The sequence below is a fragment of the Shewanella sp. N2AIL genome (genome assembly GCF_022690845.1).
Classification (GTDB): domain Bacteria; phylum Pseudomonadota; class Gammaproteobacteria; order Enterobacterales; family Shewanellaceae; genus Shewanella; species Shewanella baltica.
Genome location: NZ_JALBYT010000013.1, coordinates 102,779 through 123,382 on the forward strand (window position 1 = coordinate 102,779; position 20,604 = coordinate 123,382).

14 protein-coding genes are annotated in these 20,604 nt (G+C 47.0%); 6 read left to right on the forward strand and 8 right to left on the reverse strand.

Going from position 1 to position 20,604, the window contains the following annotated elements:
• Positions 1-9 precede the first annotated feature (9 nt).
• Together cyoE and MO387_RS09995 are read left to right on the forward strand one after the other, a co-directional pair.
• Complete coding sequence (cyoE, locus tag MO387_RS09990; RefSeq protein WP_063882479.1) at positions 10-915, forward strand: heme o synthase; 906 nt, start codon at positions 10-12, stop codon at positions 913-915.
• Between the two features lie 47 nt (positions 916-962).
• Entirely contained in the window at positions 963-1,595 is a 633-nt protein-coding gene (locus MO387_RS09995) for an SCO family protein (RefSeq protein ID WP_006084621.1), read from the forward strand.
• Here MO387_RS09995 and MO387_RS10000 read toward each other — a convergent pair whose 3' ends face one another.
• Positions 1,596-2,642, reverse strand: coding sequence for a polysaccharide deacetylase family protein (locus MO387_RS10000; protein ID WP_071940319.1), 1,047 nt, complete (start codon positions 2,640-2,642; stop codon positions 1,596-1,598).
• 22 nt (positions 2,643-2,664) lie between these two features.
• Here MO387_RS10000 and MO387_RS10005 point away from each other — a divergent pair, with 22 nt between their 5' ends.
• Positions 2,665-4,032: an MATE family efflux transporter gene (locus MO387_RS10005; RefSeq protein WP_107949876.1), complete on the forward strand. Its 1,368-nt coding sequence runs from the start codon at positions 2,665-2,667 to the stop codon at positions 4,030-4,032.
• Positions 4,033-4,112: 80 nt separating this feature from the next.
• The gene (locus MO387_RS10010; RefSeq protein WP_107949878.1) at positions 4,113-6,050 is read left to right on the forward strand and encodes a S9 family peptidase; all 1,938 of its coding nucleotides are present in this window, start codon (positions 4,113-4,115) and stop codon (positions 6,048-6,050) included.
• Between the two features lie 84 nt (positions 6,051-6,134).
• On the opposite strand, the gene nfuA is transcribed toward MO387_RS10010, so the two are convergent.
• Complete coding sequence (nfuA, locus tag MO387_RS10015; protein ID WP_107949880.1) at positions 6,135-6,713, reverse strand: Fe-S biogenesis protein NfuA; 579 nt, start codon at positions 6,711-6,713, stop codon at positions 6,135-6,137.
• Positions 6,714-6,954: 241 nt separating this feature from the next.
• Positions 6,955-7,746, reverse strand: coding sequence for a ComF family protein (locus MO387_RS10020; RefSeq protein WP_199908773.1), 792 nt, complete (start codon positions 7,744-7,746; stop codon positions 6,955-6,957).
• Positions 7,747-7,778: 32 nt separating this feature from the next.
• Between MO387_RS10020 and bioH the strand changes: the two genes are divergently transcribed.
• Together bioH and MO387_RS10030 are read left to right on the forward strand one after the other, a co-directional pair.
• The gene (bioH, locus tag MO387_RS10025; protein ID WP_107949882.1) at positions 7,779-8,573 is read left to right on the forward strand and encodes a pimeloyl-ACP methyl ester esterase BioH; all 795 of its coding nucleotides are present in this window, start codon (positions 7,779-7,781) and stop codon (positions 8,571-8,573) included.
• Positions 8,574-8,634: 61 nt separating this feature from the next.
• Positions 8,635-9,216, forward strand: a complete 582-nt coding sequence (locus tag MO387_RS10030) for a hypothetical protein (RefSeq protein ID WP_107949884.1) — start codon at positions 8,635-8,637, stop codon at positions 9,214-9,216.
• A gap of 99 nt (positions 9,217-9,315) precedes the next feature.
• Here the strand turns inward: MO387_RS10030 and MO387_RS10035 are convergent, their stop codons facing one another.
• The 5 genes from MO387_RS10035 to MO387_RS10055 form a co-directional block, all read right to left on the reverse strand.
• Entirely contained in the window at positions 9,316-11,280 is a 1,965-nt protein-coding gene (locus tag MO387_RS10035; protein ID WP_107949887.1) for an LTA synthase family protein, read from the reverse strand.
• A gap of 218 nt (positions 11,281-11,498) precedes the next feature.
• A complete protein-coding gene (locus tag MO387_RS10040) occupies positions 11,499-13,862 on the reverse strand; it encodes a Tex family protein (RefSeq protein ID WP_107949889.1) in 2,364 nt (787 codons plus the stop codon).
• A gap of 163 nt (positions 13,863-14,025) precedes the next feature.
• Positions 14,026-14,529 (reverse strand): transcription elongation factor GreB, encoded by a 504-nt coding sequence (gene greB / locus MO387_RS10045; RefSeq protein WP_006079584.1) that lies wholly within the window; start codon positions 14,527-14,529, stop codon positions 14,026-14,028.
• Between the two features lie 83 nt (positions 14,530-14,612).
• Positions 14,613-15,545, reverse strand: a complete 933-nt coding sequence (locus MO387_RS10050; protein ID WP_014620512.1) for a diguanylate cyclase — start codon at positions 15,543-15,545, stop codon at positions 14,613-14,615.
• Positions 15,545-20,434, reverse strand: coding sequence for a PAS domain S-box protein (locus MO387_RS10055; RefSeq protein WP_107949891.1), 4,890 nt, complete (start codon positions 20,432-20,434; stop codon positions 15,545-15,547). The genes MO387_RS10050 and MO387_RS10055 overlap by 1 nt, the downstream gene beginning before the upstream one ends.
• Positions 20,435-20,604 lie beyond the last annotated feature (170 nt).

The following is a 20,604-nucleotide window of genomic DNA, read 5'->3' on the forward strand; positions in this document are numbered from 1 at the left end:
GGATCCAAGATGGCAAAACCACTCTCAATCACCAGTAGCCTACCCACTTTCAGCGTGACATGGCGCGCCTATTTTGAAATGACCAAACCTAAAGTGGTCGCACTGATGCTGCTCACTGTCTTAGTCGGCATGTGTCTGGCCGTGCCCCATGCGGTGCCCGTTCAACCTTTACTCGCTGGTATGCTGGGCATTGCCATGATGGCGGGTTCAGCGGCGGCGTTAAATCATCTGATCGATCGCCGTATCGATGGCTTAATGGCGCGCACCTACAATCGCCCGCTGCCTAAGGGACGCATTTCGGCTACGCGCGCGTTAATTTTCGCTGCCAGCTTAGGTAGCCTTGGCTTTATCGTCTTATATTCCTTGGTGAATCCACTCACGGCTTGGCTGACCTTTGCCAGCTTGATTGGTTATGCCTTGGTTTATACTGCCTATTTGAAACGCGCGACATCACAAAATATTGTGATCGGCGGCCTTGCGGGAGCCATGCCTCCCTTGCTGGGATGGACGGCAGTGACGAACGAATTTCATGGTCATGCGCTGCTGTTAGTGATCATCATTTTTACGTGGACGCCGCCACATTTTTGGGCTCTGGCCATTCACAGACGCGCCGAATATGCCAAAGTGGATATTCCTATGCTGCCGGTTACCCACGGTGTCGAGTTTACTAAAACCTGTATTCTGCTTTACACAGTATTGCTGGCGATTGCTTGCCTATTACCTGTGCTGGTTGGCATGTGTGGGCCCGTGTATTTCGTCTGCTCTAGTTTACTCAGTAGCGGATTTATCTATAAAGCATGGCAACTTAAATATCGGGATCATGATGGCTTGGCGATGCAAGTGTTCCGCTTCTCTATCTATCATTTGATGTTGTTATTCATGGCATTACTGCTCGACCACTATTTGTGGAACTAGTGTATGCAACTCGTTTGTCGCGCTAACCTGTCGTTATGGAGCCAATAATGCAGAAAAGAATTTTAGTCATCGCCATATTATTGATCGGCCTTGGCGGCCTATTTGCGGTGAAATTTAATCCCCCGAAACCTATCGAGCTAGAGAGTGGTTTTTTGTTTCCGCAGGCCTATGAATTAGCGCCCTTTGAATTGGTTGATCAACATCAGCAGGCTTTTACCAACGCCAGTTTGCAGGGAAAATGGAGCTTATTCTTTATCGGTTTTACCTTTTGCCCCGATGTTTGCCCGACGACCTTAAATAAACTCGCGGCGGCTTATCCCGATCTAAACAAAATTGCGCCATTGCAGGTGGTGTTTTTATCCGTCGACCCCAAACGGGACACACCGGATAAACTCCTGACCTATGTGAATTTTTTCAATCCAGAATTTAAAGCGGTCACGGGCGAGCAGACACAAATCTTCCCGCTCACCCGCAGCTTAGGACTGACCTATGCCATGGTCGGTGAAGGGGAAAACTACCAAGTCGACCATAGTGCGGGTTATGTGCTGGTGTCGCCGCAGGGAACGCGAGTCGCAGTGTTTAAGCCTACGGCAGCGTTAGGCAAACCGCCGCAGGTGTTAAATGATGAAATGATTAGCGATTTTAGAAAAATAGTGGCGCAATACAAACCTAGTCGTTGATCACTCTTTGACCCAAGAACCATCGTCCTTTGGCCTCACCCAAGGCTGAGAAAACCAATAGTAGCCATTGCGCGCCTTACTCGGCGCAGTGCAGTTGTAACGCGAACGACCCGCAGGTAAGGCTAAATCCGCTTGAACACTAAACTCGTTCTCACTCAACCAAGTCGGCTGTTTTGAACCTTGACCTTGGATATAACACATCACTTGCTTAGCCGAGATATCGCTCATATCTAGGGTGACTTTAAGCTCTGGGCGCCAATGGCCGCCCTTTAACTCAGGATCACTAGGACTCTGCGCAATCACAGGCATATTTAAACTGTATAGCTTGGCCTTAAGGCTTTTTAAATCAGCATATTGTCCTGCAACAGGGAAACGCGGCAGCGCCGTTAATGGCGAATAGGGCCCAGCGGCACCCGATTGTTGCCCCAAGGCGACAAAGCCGTTCTCGGTTAACATATCCTGCAAGGCTTGATTGTACTCACCGTAGGGATAAGCCAGCATTTTGAAATTGTGCCCTGTGGCATCCAAAATGGCTTTTTCTGTGTCTAAAATATTGGCCTTTACCCGCGCTAGCCACTGCGCCTGTGATTCATTTTCTAAGGCGCGGATCAAATGTTCGTGCGCCCAACTGTGGTTAGCAATATCGGCGCCTTCCTTGGATAGCGTTATCAGCTCATCCCAAGTCATCATCTCGGTAAACTTTTGTTTAATCGGCTCAATTGCCACAAACAAGGTGTAGGGAAATCCAAATTCCTTTAGGATAGGATGCGCCGTAGTGGCTATGCTGCGATAACCATCGTCGAAGGTAATTGCGACAGTTTTCGCCGGTAAATCTTGTTTTTGCTTTATCGCTTCAACCACCTGAGAAAGCGGGATCACCTTAAAGCCATCATCGGCTAGAAACTGCATTTGCTCACGAAATTGCGCGGGCGTCACGCTTGTGGCCGCCGGAGTGGTTTCTGACACATGGTGATATTGCAGAATGACCACGGCATGGGCAGAAAACGTCATTAGCCCTATGAGTGCCAACAGCACACGTTTAACCATAATGTGAACACCTCTGAAATTAATGAATACTGCTAAATCAACTTGGCTCGACCTAATGCTTAACGGCGCGAAAAATCGTCAATTACTGGCGCTTGCCCTGCCGATGATACTCTCCAATATCACTATCCCACTTTTGGGCTTAGTCGATACGGCTGTCATAGGTCATCTGAGTGAAGCCTATTATTTAGGGGGAGTCGCTGTCGGGTCAACGATTATCACATTAATCATTTGGTTATTGGGATTTTTGCGTATGGCGACCACAGGTTTAGTCGCGCAGGCCTATGGTGCAAATGATCTTCACGCCCAGCATAAACTCTTAGTCCAAGGCGCTATGCTAGCGATGTTATTGGGCGCTGGCGTTATCGCGCTGCAAGTCCCGATATTAAATTTAGCGCTAGGATTATCCGAAGCGAGTAGCGAAGTCGAGCGCTATTGCCGCGAGTATTTTCAGGTACGAATTTGGTCAACGCCCTTCGCCCTACTAAACCTAGTAATGCTTGGCTGGCTATTGGGACGTCAGCAACCTAAAGCCGCCATGTGGCAGCTGATATTAGCCAACCTTGCCAATATTATTCTCGATGTGGTGTTTGTCCTCGGCTTAGGCTGGGGCGTTAAAGGCGCCGCCCTCGCCTCAGTCTTTGCCGATATCACCGCTTTCTCAGTCGCACTCACTATGGTGTTACAGCAACTCAAGCGCGAAGCCGATTTTCACTTATCCCAGCTATTACCCCATGTCACTCTGACCGGTTATGGCAAATTACTGAGGCTCAACACAGATATTTTTATCCGCAGCCTCTGCCTGCAAGCGGCCTTTGCCTTTATGACTTTTCATGGTGCGGGTCTGGGTGATTATACCGTTGCCGCCAATGCCGTGTTACTGAATTTACTGCTGTTAATCTCCTATGCACTCGATGGCATTGCCTATTATGCCGAGGCAGAAGTCGGCCGAGCCTATGGCCAAAAACAGGCGGAGCAATTACGGGAAGCAGTGATCTTAGCCTGGAGCTGGTCGGCCATTACTGCGTTAGGGTTCTGCGCTGTATTCAGTCTTTTTGGTAGCAATATTATCGCGTTATTGACCAGCATTAATGAGGTCAGAGCCACAGCACAGACCTATCTTATCTGGCTGATATTTTTGCCTTTATGGTCTTTTAGCTCGTATTTATTCGACGGGGTTTATATTGGTGCCGCTAAAGGCAAAGTGATGCGCAATAGCATGATACTCGCCACCTTCGGTGCATTTTTCCCGACCTGGTATTTGCTGCAGCAACTATTATTGCCTGAGCAAGGTAACCACGCCCTTTGGGCCGCCATGAGTGTCTTTATGATCGCCAGAAGCCTAACGCTTGCGGGGCACTATTATTTCAGCAAAGACTTTTTGAATAATTAAATCTGTAAAGACAGTAGCTTACAAATATCAAAATCACTATGATATTGATTTTACAATTGTAACAATGATGTGAATCGATAATGAAAAGGATTTTACCGCTGTTTTTCCTGTGGCTATGCAACCATGCCGTTGCCGACACCGCGCCACAATTACCCGTTGAAGCCTTTGCCAGCATCCCAGATGTGAGCTCTGTACAACTCTCACCTAATGGCAAAAAAATCGCTTCTGTTGTCCGCGTCGATCAAGCCAAACTCAAAGGTACTGTCGTTAGTATCCAAGATATAGAAACGGGCGAAAAGAGTATTCCACTGCACACAGATAATCAAAAATTTGTCATTCTGTCTCTGCAGTGGGCAAACGATAATATCTTACTGATCAATGCTAAGTTTCCGGCTAACCGTTACGGTACACCGACAACCGAAACCCGCCTTGTTAAGTATGATTTGACCACAAAAAAGACCTCAAGTGTCATTCCGCGCAGTGTCTTAGATCGTCTCAATTGGATCCCGCAACATCAGGGGCAAATTATCGATCTTATGCCAGATGATCCCGACAATATTTTACTGTCATTAGACGGAATGGGCGAAAACGTAGGCGAAGATAGTGTACTGAAAGTCAATTTGGCGCAGAGTAAGTCCAGTTACAGCCAAAATGCTAAAAAGAAGATCATCAGTTGGATTACCGACAGACAACACAAGGTCCGTATTTCTATCTATAACGATGAGACTGAGTACCGTATTTATGAACAGCCAGAACAGAAGAGTGATTCACGCTTACTTTGGACCTTTAAAGCCTTTTCAGAAGACAGTGTTTGGCCCTTAGGTTTCGATGCTGATCCTAACATTCTTTACGTTCGCGCCTATCACAATGGTTTCGAAGCCATATTTAAAGTCAATCTGACCGATCCTAAGCTCACAAAAGAATTAGTCTACGCCAATGAAGATACTGACGTTGAAGGTAATTTACTCTATTCGAAACTGAAGAAAAAAGTCATTGGTATCAGTGAGGGTGACGGCGAAGAATTCACCTTTTGGGAAAAAGAATATGTGGGCCTACAAAATGGCCTAAAAGCCGTGTTACCCAATGCACACAACTATATTACTCAGTTCAGTGCAGATGAACGCCGCTATATAGTGTATTCCACTAGCTCGACCGAGCCCGGTACTTACTATTTTGGCGATAGGGACGAAAAAACGCTTTATCCCATCGCTAACCGATATGGCAGGCTCAAGAGTGAACTCCTCGCCGATACCCAATATTTAACTTATGAGGCAAGGGATAAGCTCAAAATCGATGCTTACCTAACAGTGCCAAAAGGGCTTGAAGCCAAGCAACTGCCGACGATTATCTTCCCCCATGGCGGCCCCATCAGTTACGACAGCAACGACTTCGACTACTGGGCACAGTTCTTCGCTAATCGTGGTTATGCGGTATTTCGGATGAACTTCAGGGGCTCGGCGGGTTACGGCTATGAGTTTATGAAAGCTGGCCTGAAAAGCTGGGGACTCGAAATGCAAAACGACGTCGAAGATGGAACTCGCTACCTAATAGATCAAGGGATTAGCGATCCTAAACGTATTTGTATTGTCGGGGCTAGCTATGGGGGTTATGCGGCCTTAATGGGGGCTGCCATGACTCCCGATCTTTACCGTTGCGCCATCAGTGTAGCTGGTGTGACCGATGTGGCCTACCTAGTAAAATCAAGCCGCAGACATACCAACTATGAAGTGGTTAAAGAGCAAATAGGAGATGATCTCGATGCCCTCTATGAGCGATCACCTATCAGTAAAGCAGATAAAATTAACATCCCAGTATTACTGCTTCATGGCGATAAAGACAGAGTCGTTAAGGTTCAACATAGCCGAGAAATGTATGACGAACTCAAATCACTGAAAAAACCGGTGGAGTATATTGAGCTGGAAAATGGCGATCATTACCTGAGCAATAACGACAACAGACTAGCGACGTTTAAAGCTTTAGATAAGTTCTTAGCTGATAATCTCAACCCAAAGTTATAACTGAACAACAGCAGTTTAAGCTAAAGCCAAATATAAAAAACGCGACTCTAAGATCGCGTTTTTTATTCAGCTCAACCAACAAGATTAAGCGTAAGAATGCTCACCGTGTTGGTGATCTGTCACGTCACGTACGCCAGTCAACTCACCTGGGAACATGTCTAACAGTTGTTTTTCAATACCATCCTTTAAAGTGATATCTACTTGAGAACAACCGTTACAACCACCGCCGAACTGCAGTACGGCTACGCCTTCTTTGGTGATCTCCACCAGCATGATATTACCGCCGTGGCTAGCAAGCTGAGGATTGATTTCAGATTGAATAACATACTCGATACGCTCAACTAGGGGTGCATCACCAGACACTTTACGCATTTTTGCGTTAGGCGCTTTGAGCGTGAGTTGTGAACCTAATTGGTCAGTCACAAAATCGATAGTGGCATCTTCAAGGAAAGGTGCACTCTTCTCATCGACCATAGCATTGAAGCCAGTGAACTCGATTTCAATATCATCACTTTCTACTGCATCCGGTGGACAATAAGACACGCCACACTCGGCTTGTGAAGTGCCAGGGCTTATCACGAATACGCGAATATGCGTGCCTTCGGGCTGATCTGCTAACAACTTAACAAAATGAATTTGAGCCGCATCGGAAATGGTAATCATCAAAACCTGCTCCGTCAGGGTATACCTGAGTGTTTTAGTAAGAATTAGCCGTATGATACTCCGACTCACCTTAGCTTTGTAGCCCCTTGGGCGGCAACTTGATGGATTTTTGCCAAAGCGATCACGGTTTGACTGAGCCATTTGAGCTGTTCAAACGATATGATCTTAACGTATTAAAATCGAATAATGCGCCTAAGACAGTCACTTAAGCAGACATTCCAAGATGTTCTATACATGCTTCTCATTCATTATCGAGATCATCCAACAAGCCTGGCGCCTCAGCCCTTGCCAAACACCATACTTGAACATGCACATAACGCGCTTCGAATAAGCGAGCAATTTCAGAGACTGTAGTGCCAGTGGTGACCACATCATCCACCAATGCAATACGCTGGAACGCAAAATCATCCGCTAACATAAAGGCATCATGTAAGTTGCGTCGTCGCTGCGCCCCCGAAAGCCCCGCCTGCGGTCGAGTGTCTTGTTGACGCGTTAACCCTTCGCTCACTAATGGCAGTTGCAAGAGCTGCGATAACTCATGGGCAATTAACCACGCCTGATTAAATCCCCGTTGTTGCAAACGTTTTGGATGCAATGGAACTGGCACTATCGCTTGAGGCAGCGAGATTAATCCTTGCTGTTCTAATACCTTAAGTCGTGCCACTAAGGCGCGACACAGCACGGGCAAAGCGGCAAGTTGACCTTGATATTTAATCGCACCAACCCAAGCACCCAAACCTTGATGATAACTACAAGGCGCAATGACTTTACGTGGCTGACGCTTTTGGCATTCCCCGCAATAATCGACTTCTATTTGCATCGACTTACCGCAACCTAAGCAAATAGGTCCATGGTATAAGCCAGATTGAAGACAAACGGCGCAAATACCCGTCTCGGGGATAGGTATGGATTGGTGGCACAGCAGGCAACGGTTAGGTAAACTGCTCGCCAACCAGCTTGTGCCGAGTTGATAGCCTAAACGCATTATCCGCCAAGCGGATGGCGGCCAAATCCTTTTGACAAAGTACGGCATACCTTCACCTAATCCATTTTTGAGGCACTCAAGTGAGCCAAGTGACATCCACAAACCACGCAAATTTGCATATTGAAATCAGCGGCCAAGGGCCAGATCTGGTGATGCTTCACGGTTGGGGAGTCAATAGCGCTGTGTTTACGCCATTACATGAGTCACTGTCTCAGTATAGGGTGCACTATGTCGACTTGCCGGGCTTTGGCCATAGCCAAATGGTGGAGGGTGGCCTATCCACTTGGGTCGATGCCTTAGTCACCGCATTACCAGAACACGCTATTTGGGCCGGCTGGTCACTCGGTGGGCTCGTTGCGACTCAGACAGCGTTAAGTTATCCACAAAAAATCAAAGGCTTGATTACTATTGCCTCATCCCCTTGCTTTATGGCAAGGGAGGACGAAGCATGGCCGGGCATTCTGCCACAAGTCCTCAATCAATTTAGAGAACAACTCGGCCAAAATTTACCTAAAACTATAGAGAGATTTCTGGCGATTCAAGCCATGGGTAGCGAAACCGCCAAAGAAGATATCAAACAACTGCGCGATCTTGTCCTCGCACGTCCTTTACCCAATACCAGAGCCTTAACTCAAGGCCTAAATATGCTAACCGACGTCGACTTAAGGCAGCAACTGATAGAGTTGCAACAACCTTGGCTAAGGATCTGGGGCCGACTCGACGGGCTAGTGCCCAAACGCGTACCACCTAAAATGCCCGTCACAGCTCAAAGTGAGGATGTGATGCTCGCCAAAGCCTCTCACGCGCCCTTTATTTCCCATCAGCAGGAGTTTTTGCAGGTATTTATGCCTTGGTTAACGTTACAGACACGTTAACGCTTTATCTTTGAGCGATTAATGACTAGTATTTAACCATTAATGTGCCAAGGAATTTTCCATGTTAGTTGTCAGTAACTACCCCCAAGTCCCGCTAGCGACCAGTAATGTCGCGACGGACTCGGCTCGGGTCGACAACCAACTGAAACCTGTAGTCATCCCACCACAAGCGGCAACTAAAGGTCACGAAGAACGCGCCTTTAATCCACAGAATGAACGTACTGCGGATCAAGCTCAACAACAGGCAAAAACGCTCGAGCATAATCAGCAGCAAGTTCAAGAAAAACAGCAGCAACAGCAATCCTCACAGCAACAGAACCAACAACAGCAAGAGAAAAAAGCGCCCCTTGTCGTGGCCGAGCGTGTTTTACCTAAAACGCTAAAAATTGCAGCAAGAGGCCAAGCGGCACTGCAACGTAAAGATATACGCTTAAAGGTCAGTCAAGGTGCGGCAAATTATGCCAGCAGTAACGCCAAAGCGAATACCAGCAGTAACGCCAAAGCGAATACCAGCAGTACGGCAAGGCAATCGCTTCAAGGCGAATCGAGTCAATTTTATCAACAACTTGGACAGCGTATTGGTCAGTTTTATCAGCAACAGACTCAACCAGAACAAGAATCAGCCATGTCGACGTGGATCTAACCTATTCCAATCGTATGAATCCGTTTGCGCACAAAATTAACATGAGTGATAAACAAAAATGCCGCTAAAAATAGCGGCATTTTCCATTCTGTTTAACGCTTATTTAGGCAAACGATACAGCTCTTGCTGGTAGGCCAAACTGCCCCACAATGCCCAACTTAAGGCTTTCTTCTCTAGCGCGGCAGCAGCGGGTGGATGAGGCGTTAACTGCTCGTTTTTTTCATTATATTCGAAACCCTGTGCCTCTTTCTCTGGTTGCAGAATGACCACATCTTTACCTTCCATCAGCGCAAAGTTTTTATCGTATTGCATCAGAGCACGCCCTGGCCAATCATCGCTGACCTGAGTTAAGTCACGGCCCAGCATAGGGTAAGAGTCAGATATTCCAATCAAGGATAACAAAGTCGGCGGCAAGTCAATTTGACTCACGATACGATGATCGCGTTTTGGCGCAACATTATCCCCAAGAATTAATCCCGGAATACGAAAACGCGATACTGGCACCAGATCCGCACCACCCACTCGACTGTCATGGTCGGCAACCACGATAAAAATCGTATCTTTCCAATAGTCTGCGTTTTTCGCCAATTTGAAAAACTCACCAACCGCATAGTCGGCATATTTAGCCGCATTATTACGAGTTTGCTTAGGTTGTTCATAAAGTTCGATACGATCATCTGGGAATTCAAATGGATCATGGTTGCTCGAACTAAACACTAAACTAAAGAAAGGCTTACCTTCACTATGCAGACGCTCAAACTCACTGTTCGCCTTGCGCATTAAATCTTCGTCTGACGCGCCCCACGAACCCACGAAGGCCGGAGATTTGTAATCTTTCTGATCTATGATGTCACTAAAGCCGTTGCCCAAGAAGAAGCTACGCATATTATCGAAATGGCTCTCACCACCATAAATAAACTGCGTTGTATAACCATGATTTTTAAGTAATTCAGCAATACTGAAAAAGCCAACTTGGCTCTTACCTAGCTTCACCACAGCACGAGCTGGCGTTGGCGTAAAACCTGTTGTCACGGCTTCGATTCCGCGAACAGATCGTGTACCAGTAGCGTACAAGTTATCGAAGTACCAACCTTCTTTAGACAAGGCATCGATATTCGGTGTCAGGGGTAACCCACCTAAACTGCCGACAAAACGTGCGCCTAAGCTCTCTTGCAGTAGGATCACTAAGTTCTTTGGCTTACCAGTATAACTGGCTTGGTTAAAGCTCAGTGATGGGATATCCGTTGAAGTAAAGGCACTTTCAGGGCGACCACTTTCCAGCCTAATCGTTGCAATAACCTCCGCGTTATCTAGCTTGCCATACACTTTAGAAGCATCTTCTTCACTATCCATCTGCTTGATGGCAAACACTAATGAATAGGCTGAGTTGATGACTAACGAGTTCACTAATGGATCGTCAGCAAAGGCCACCAGAGCGGGGTTAAGCGGACGATGACCCAAGGTTGAACGGGCACCTAATATCGTAATTGCGATAACGATTAACGCTAATACTGGACGCCAATACCAGCGTGGAAAGCGCAGGTTTCTCGTCAGTTTACCGCTGAGAACCCAACCGCCCCAGAGTGTACCTATGGTTAATAATATTGAGAAAATAAGCTCAAGCTTACGACCCGCCCACAGCATAGAAAGCACTTCTTTCGGGTAGATCAGATATTCCACATACAAACGATTCGGACGAAAACCGTATTCTTCAATAAAGGCGGGGGTCGATGCTTCTAAAAACAGCATGATCCACAAGCCGACGGTTAACCACACCCGTAAAATCGGCTGCCATAGACGCCCAATAAAATGATCACCTGAAAATAATGCAGTCCCTAAGGCGGCAATACCCCATAACCAGCACAGGGTAGCGATATCGACGCGTAAACCTTGGATTAATAGATGCGACCAACCATCCACAGCGGCAACGCGATCCGCTTGCCACAGCCCTAAAGCGATACGGCTCGCGGTGGCAATGAAAAGCACTAATAGCGAGAAAATAAAGATGGCGCGAAAAGGCCCATGGGCATTGTTTCGCCCGCGAGGTGATAAACCAGATTGCATGTGTTACCCCAAAACGTGTAAAAAGAGCCACTCTGCTTTGGAGTGTCAATTTGAAAAAATCGGTGAATAAGCTGTGCTATGACAACCGATTTTGCTTAACGTTGCATTAAATGCCGACTTTATATTCCCTAAGACGACATTTATGCAACAATTTTGTGAGTAACATGTAAAAAAGTCGACTCGGACAAGGTTTAAGTCCGAGTCTTAACGGTTAACGCTTACTTTTTCAGCTTAGCGAAGGCATCGGCAAAGGCATTGCCCATGGCCGCATTTGCCGGCGCTTTAGGTGCTTGTTTTTGCGCCGGACGGGCAGCCGGTTTCGCTGACTGCGGTGTTTTACCATGATTAGTTCTGGCAGGATTGTGCGGTCTTTGCTGCGGCTTGCTTTGGTCAATAGCTTCATCCAAACGCATGCTCAAACCGATGCGGCGGCGCTCAACGTCAACTTCCATTACTTTGACTTTCACCACATCTCCCGCTTTCACCACAGTGTGCGGGTCGCTGATGAACTTGTCGGTTAGAGAAGAGATATGCACGAGTCCATCTTGATGTACGCCAATATCGACGAAGGCACCAAAATTAGTCACGTTGGTCACTACGCCTTCGAGTACCATTTCAGGTTTCAGATGTTTAAGTTCTTCAACACCATCTTTAAACTTGGCGGTTTTGAACTCACCGCGGGGATCGCGTCCTGGCTTATCCAGTTCGGCTAAAATATCCGTCACCGTCGGCAGACCAAATTCCGCCGTAATAAACTCTTCTGCCTTGATGCTGCGCAGCAAATCAGAGTTACCCATCAGGCTCGCCAACGCTACTTGCTTAGTCTTAGCGATAGTTTCCACTAGCGAATAAGCCTCTGGATGCACAGACGAGGCATCGAGTGGATTGTCCCCTTCTCGAATACGCAAAAAGCCTGCTGCTTGCTCGTAGGCTTTAGGCCCTAAACGCGGTACTTTCAGCAGCTCTTTACGATTCTTAAACTGACCATTGGCATCGCGATAATCGACCACGTTTTTCGCTAACGTCTTATTTAAACCGGCCACTTGTGACAATAACGGCACTGAGGCCATATTGAGATCCACACCCACGCCGTTTACACAGTCTTCCACCACGGCTTCCAGCGAACCCGATAATTGGCTTTGACTCACGTCGTGTTGGTATTGACCGACACCGATAGACTTAGGCTCAATCTTCACCAATTCGGCTAATGGATCTTGCAAGCGGCGGGCGATAGACACTGCACCACGAATCGACACATCAAGATCAGGAAACTCCAACGCCGCCAATTCCGATGCAGAATACACAGACGCACCCGCCTCACTGACCATCACTTTGGTCAAATGTGGGTGGGTATCTTTCACTTCGGCAATCAGCTCAGCAGCCAGTTTGTCAGTTTCCCGTGATGCAGTGCCGTTACCAATCGCAATCAGCTCAACCTTATGCATTTTGACTAAGTTAGCCAAAGTACGGATCGACTTTTCCCACAGATTTTGCGGTGCGTGTGGGAAAATAGTCGCATGGCACAACATCTTACCCGTGTTATCGACCACAGCCACTTTCACGCCGGTACGTAAACCAGGATCGAGTCCCATAGTCGCTTTCGCGCCCGCAGGAGCAGCCATCAATAAATCGCCTAAGTTACGGGCGAAAACTTTAATCGCTTCGGCTTCGGCGCGTTCGCGCATTTGCGAAATAAACTCGGTTTCCATCTGTAGCGCAATCTTAATGCGCCATGTAGCCGTCACCACGGTTTTCAACCATTGGTCGACGCTGCTATCGCCTAATTTCAGCCCTAAGTGATCACTGATAATCACTTCGCAGTAACTACCTTGACCGGCCTCAGCAGCAGGATCGGCATTCATAGATAACGCTAAGAAACCTTCGTTACGACCACGCAGCATCGCCAGCGCACGGTGAGAAGGGATCTTCGCTAACTGTTCGGTATGCTCGAAATAATCACGGAATTTCGCGCCTTCTTTCTCTTTACCTGCAATTAAGCGGCTTTCTAACACACTATTTTGGCTTAAATGTTCACGCACTTTACGCAGTAATTCCGCGTCTTCGGCGTAGCGCTCCATCAGGATATAACGCGCGCCTTCAAGCACAGCTTTCACATCGGCGAAACCCGCGTCGCTATTGATATAACCCGCCGCTTTGGCTTCGACATCGGCGCTACGATCAGCCAGTAAGGCATCGGCTAATGGTTCAAGCCCAGCTTCGATAGCGATTTGTCCCTTAGTGCGGCGCTTAGGTTTGAAGGGCAGATACAAATCTTCGAGACGTGTCTTGCTGTCTGCCTCGTCAATCGCCCTTTGTAATTCTGGCGTTAACTTACCCTGAGCTTGGATGCTAGACAGGATCACTTGGCGTCTGTCGTTCAGCTCACGCAGGTAACCTAAACGTGTGTACAAGGTACGCAGTTGCGTATCGTCTAATCCGCCCGTGGCTTCTTTACGGTAGCGGGCAACGAAGGGAACTGTCGCACCATCGTCAAGCAGAGTGATGGTTGCGGCAACTTGTTGCTCACGAACATTCAGTTCTTGAGCGATAATCTGAGCGATGTTATGTGCATTAGTTTGCATAAATAAAGTGTCGTGCCTAACTGTAAAGTAAGTCGTTATTGCGCCAAAGATACCACAGGCGCCCCGTATGTTTCATGCTAAAACCTAGGTCAAATCAGAGTCTTTGATCTTTCCCCGTCATGCCATGGTGACCGCAGCGGTTGTCACGGCGGCAACCCTGTCGCTAATCTGCCTCGCTGGCGAGAGTGGTTTCAAAAGGAGTGTAACGGATCTGATTGATATACCACTCTTTTGGACCCGATGGCGTTTGCACTACCACCTCATCGTCCACTTGCTTGCCGATTAAGGCACGCGCCATGGGCGAGTCGATGGTGATGTAGCCCAATTTGGTATCGAGTTCATCTTTACCGACGATCCGATAACGCACGCGATCACCCGCTTCATTTTCAAGCTCGAACCAAGCGCCGAAGAATATTTTACCTTCCTGCTGCGGCGAGTAATCGACAATTTTTAATTCTTCTAACCGCTTAACTAAGTATCTGACTCGGCCATCAATTTGTCTTAACAAACGCTTGTTGTAAGTGTAATCAGCGTTCTCGCTACGGTCGCCCTGCGCCGCCGCCTCTTGGACTTTAAGGGTGATTTGCGGCCGATATTCTTTCCACAAATACTTCAATTCTTTATCTAAAGTTTGCCAACCCTGTCGGGTGATCAAATGCGCTTTCATAACTCTTTATTATCCACATGCTGAGCAAAAAACAGCGGCAATTTCACAAAATGCACGCTAAAAATCACATACAAACTCACAGGCTAAAGCCCTAGGCCTACTACTTGGTTACGTCCACTCTCTTTCGCCAAGTACAATTGCTGGTCCGCTGTTTCGATCAGTGTTTGCCAAGTCAAATCACTTTTGGGCAGCACGCTCGCAACACCCGCACTAATCGTCACCTCTTGGAAGCTCGACTCGAGATGTTCAAGATGCAAAGCTTGTACTGCATTCACTATTTTCTGTGCCGTATGAATGGCACCGGCAAGCTTGGTTTCTGGCAGAATACAAATAAACTCCTCCCCGCCATAACGTGCAACAAAGTCAGTCGCGCGCTGCAGAGAATCACTAATGGCTTTTGCAACTTGTCGCAAACATTGGTCGCCTTCCTGATGACCATAACGATCATTAAAACGTTTAAAAAAATCCACATCTAGCATCACCACAGATAAGGCTAACTCGTTGCGGCAGCAATGTTTCCATATTTCAGGAAGTCGCTGCTCAAACTGACGTCGATTGGCGACGCCCGTTAAACTGTCAAGCAGCGCGATAGAGTGCAACAGATCGGATTGTCGCTTGAGGGTAAACTGATTCTTTACCCGCGCAGTGGTGATAATTGGATTGATAGGTTTATGGATAAAATCGACTGCACCCAGCTGAAAACCTTTAACTTCTTGCACTTCATCAAAATGAGCCGTAACAAAAATAACCCCAATAGTCGCGGTTTCAGGATCGGCTTTAAGATGTTGGCAAACGTCAAAACCCGACATACCAGGCATTTCAATGTCTAACAGCACTAAATCTGGCTGTACCTTCTGGCATATGGCTATCGCCTGCTCACCATTGGTCGCCATAAACAACTCATACTCTTCATTGAAGAGTTGATGCAGTATTTTGATATTGAGCGGCTGATCATCAACGATGAGGATCTTACCTTTCTCACTTTGGGGCCGAGCAATTAATTCTGCAAGATGCATTACGCCTCCTCCAACATGATAATCCGTAGCGTATCTAATGCCTGATTAAAATCGAGCGCTTGCACTTGCCCATGCAATATGGACCATTGTGGATGGCCTGATAGCAATTCAGCTAACTGGTCAGTTAAGGCCATAGCTTCTAAATTGTTCTCTTTTAATAGGTTCATTAGGGTATTAAGGTCCGTCTTAACACTTTGCACCGATACCGAAGAATACACGGCTTTTTCTACATTATCGCTAATAACTGCATTAAATTCTTCCACCTCAAAGTAGGTTGAAAGCTGCTGACTACTCTGATTAATGAGTTCCTCTAACGTATCCGTCCAGCGCTTAATATCAATCAGTTCAGGGCATTCTTGCTTAAACTGTTTCTCTAAGTAAGCCGCATGCGCAGCTAAACGCCGAGCACCAAAATTACTGGCAATGCCTTTAATACCATGGCTAATCGCCGCCGCCGTTGAGTGATCAAATATCTTAGTCGACTGCTTAAAGAGCGCGAGTTGCTTCATCATTTCAGGCGCAAAACTTTTGGCCATTTTTTGGAAGAAAGACTGATTACCCCCAAAACGACGCAGGATCAGGCGAATATCATCGAGTAATTGCTCATCACTCTGCTCCTGCGTCGCTTCAGGCCAGTGCCCTTCAAATTCAGCAGAGGTCATATCCTCACGGCCAACTAAGCGCAAAATACTCGGTAGTAATAGTGGCATATCGATGGGTTTGCCAACATGGTCATTCATACCCGCATTGAGACACTCTTGCCTATCGGACTGTGAAGCATTAGCTGTCATCGCAAGTATCGGTAATGCTGCGAAACGTCCATCAGCGCGGATACGTCGAGTCGCCTCCAATCCATCCATATCGGGCATTTGCATGTCCATGATGACAATATCGAATAAGTCACCACTCTCGAGCACCAAGGAAACACCTTCCATGCCGCCTTCTGCCAATACGACATTCGCGCCCTCATAACTCAATAGCTCATCGATAACTTGTCGATTGAGTTGATTATCTTCCACCACTAATATGGTTAGCCCTGCTAAAAATCGCTGTGAACGCGGCTGAGGGTGCGCCTCCATTGTCTTACCTTCGATGGCATTCAACACAGCTTCTGCCAAGATCTGCGATGTCACAGGTTTAGTGAGGAAATTAACGAAAGGGACATGTCTAATCTGCTGACTCTCGGCAATCACTTCATGACCGTAAGCCGTTAACATCACCACCAGCGGAGTCTGGTTATTCGCGTCTGAGTTACGCAGCATTTCGGCGGTTTGCAGCCCATCAAGGTCTGGCATACGCCAATCCATCAACACCACATCAAACGGTGTCGATTTTTCATGTGATTGTTTAACCTTCGCTAGAGCCGAATATCCGCCTAAGGCAGTTTCAACCTCACACCCAAATCCGGTCAAAATTTTCTCTAAAATCTCTACCGTCAATTCATTATCATCAACCACTAACACACGATATCCGCTAAGGTCTGTGTGCCGAGTTTCTTCGACTTGTATGATAGGAAACGTCACATCAAACCAGAAACGACTTCCAACACCCACCTTGCTGGTCACCTGTAACTCACTGCCCATAAGGCCGATAAGCCTTTTGCTTATTGCTAACCCGAGCCCTGTGCCCCCATAACGGCGTGATGTTGAGGATTCTGCCTGTTCAAATCCGGTAAAAATCCGTTCAATCTGCTCGTCACTGATACCAATACCCGTATCGGTAATTGAAATTTGTACTGTGACTGTATCTGCCTCATGGCGTAAACATTCAATGCCGACAATCACTTGACCGTGGTGAGTGAATTTAAGGGCATTACCCGCGAGGTTAACGAGGATCTGTTGCAATCTAAGTTGATCTGCTAACAGCCAAAGAGGTAAAGCCGTGTCTAGATCAAACATCACCTCGACATCTTTATCACCATGGTTACCCGACAGTACAACGGCAAGGTCCCGCATCAGCAATTCAATCGAACAGGGATGAAGATCGAGTGCTAACTTGCCAGCATCAATTTTAGAAAAGTCGAGAATGTCGTTCAGTAGTCCTAATAAGGACTTAGCGGCCGTTTGAGTTTTATTAACATAATCTTGTTGCTGCCTAGACAAAGAGGTGTATTGAATTAATTGCAGCATGCCTAATACAGCATTCATTGGGGTGCGAATTTCATGGCTCATATTGGCTAAAAATGCAGACTTAGCCGCACTCGCCGCATCGGCCTCCTGCTTAGCTTCTCGCAAGCTTTCTTCCAATTGTTGCTGTTCAGTGATATCTAAATTAATCCCAATCACTCTAATCGCATGACCCTGTTTATCGCGCTCAACTTGGGCGGCCGCCTGAACGTAGCGAATCGAGCCATCTGTCCTTACCACCCTAAAAATAGGGTCATATTGCGCCGTTCCTTCCACAGCGCCTTTCAATTTAGCATCAGCAAAAGCAATATCGTCAGGATGAACCCGCATCGACCAGTGTTCATAGGTTAATCCTTGTTCACGAAGACTTTCAGGCTGATCGTAAATCGCAAACATACGTTCATTCCATTCAAGCGAATTACCGAGCAGATTCCAAGTCCAGATACCTAATTGAGCCACTTCGGCAGCCTTACTTAAATGGTTACTGGCCGTCATCAGTGCTTGCTGCTGCAGTAACATCAGTGAAATATCGACGCCAATGCCTAAATAACCAATAATCTCGCCAACACTGTCACGCATCGCAGTGACAGAAAGTGACACTTGAAACTGGCTACCGTCTTTACGCACATAGGTCCAATTGCGGGTTTCCGAACCTTCGGCTCTTGCCTTATAGATGAAAACATCAAAGCCTTGAATGTCTTTACCATATTCAGCGGATAACTCTGCAGATCTTATCAACACCTCCTCGAGCAAATGCAGAGGCGCAGGGGTAGATTGACCTATCATTTCCTCGGCTGAATAACCGAGTAAGCGCTCTGCTCCACGGTTAAAAATGGTGATATTCCCTTGCACATCAGTGGCTATAATGGACATTTCAGAGGCGGCATCGAGCACGTTAGTCAGTAATGACCCTAAGTTATTTTTCTCAATCTGTGTCAACTTACGGTCGGTAATATCAATCCTTAATGCCACAAAACGTTCAATTTTACCGTATTCATCAAACACTGGGCCAATCACAGTATCGAACCATTTCAACGTTTGATGCTTATCAAGGTTGCAGATTTCACCGTGCCAAGACTGTCCCGAGTTTATCTGTTGCCACATCGATTGCCAGAAAGACACATCATGTTCACCTGACTGAAGTATTGCATGGGTTTTTCCCACCAGTTGCTCACGCGAATAGCCACTAATGCGGCAAAAGTTATCATTCACCTCTAAGATGACGCCATTGGGGTCAGTAACGGAATAGAGTAGCTGTTGATTAATAGTGTCGAGCAAGGTTTGGTTTTCGAGTAACGCCTGCTGCAGCGCATGGGTACGCTTGGTGACTTGCCGTTCGAGACTCGCATTCAAGCTTAAAATATGTCGTTCAGCTTCCAGCTGCGCCGTAATATCGCGGATCGTTTGGCTCATGCCAGCAATCTTGCCGTGCTCGTCGTAAATAGGTACGGCTGTAGTCGAGGTTGATAAATGGCTACCATCCTGCCGTTGGTGGCTAGTTATCCGATTTAAAGAGGTTTTCCCCGCTAACACTTCGGAGAATAATGCTCTTTCTTCCTGCACTATGCTGGCAGGAACAATCAATTTACAACACGACTGGCCAAGAGCGTGCGCCTCGGTATAGCCAAATAACTGCTCGGCACCTTGGTTCCAACTGGTAATTTGGCCTTTAGTGTCATAACTGATAATGCCATCGAGAGAATGCTCCAACATGCTAGCGCGCCTTGCCTGTTCAAGCAGCACCTGCTGCTTACGCTGCAAACTGATGGACCACATGGCAATTAATGCGGCTAAAAGCAGGCTAAACAAACTGCCACTCAACAGCACTAAACTGGGTTGATTAAGATGCAATGACTTAATAAAGGATGGATAAGCGATGACTTCTATCTGCCATTTACGACCAAAAATGTCTTTCGTCATTTTATGGCGATATGCAGATAGTGGAGACGCCTCATCAGGGTGTGTTTCAAAAAAACTGATGGGACGCTCAGCTTGGGTGATATCGCTAAGCAACAGCTTAGTCATCTTCTGATTCAACGCTAACCCCATTAGAACTTCGTTCGTCACTAAGGGGGCATAACTCCAACCATACCCGGCTGACAGTCTATCCTGTTGTGTTTTAGGTACTAAACCCGTGCGATAAATAGGCTGCAGAATTAAGAATGATTGTAGCGGCCTACCCGTAGCCTGCACTAATGTGATGGGTGCAGATAAGCGCACTTCACCGGATAACATAGCCGCATCGGCAGCGGCTTTACGATGTGCCTCTGAGGCAATATCTAAGCCAACGGCAGCTTTATTGCGGTCTACTGGCTCAATATATTCAATAACGTATCTTTCGCCATCATGAGCGTTAAGTTGGCGAATATTAAAATCAGGCCAATCATCTTGACGAGCTCTTGCTATAAATGCCGCTTCATCGGGACTGGGTACTCGACGAATAAAGCCAAATCCACGGGCGCCGGGAAACTCATGGTCCACATCCCGCGTTAAACTATAACGATGGAAGCTAGCACGACTAATATCATGCTCACCCGCAGTGACTATCGTGCCGCGTGCACCGCGTAAACCATATTGATATAAGGTGATACGGTTAATCACGTTCTCACTGATTTGCTCCGCGTCCTCGCGCAAGGCTTGCTCAATCTTTTGGGCGTTCATGCGCCCCGTCAACCCTGTTAATAACGCGCTTAGCGCCAATCCAATCAACAGGACTAATAAGCCCCATTTCGAAGCATTTTTATAACTCATGGACAAGTGCATAAACGCCTAATATTTTATAATCAGAGAGTTATGATTTTGGACTAGTAAAGAATCCGCCTTCTTAGAAGGCGGCTTTGACTTGCCCCTGGAAGGGGCTATTCCAAGAACCTACATCATCTGCAACGACAATTGAGCCTCATGTTCCTGATCTTGTTTATCTTGATGGCGCA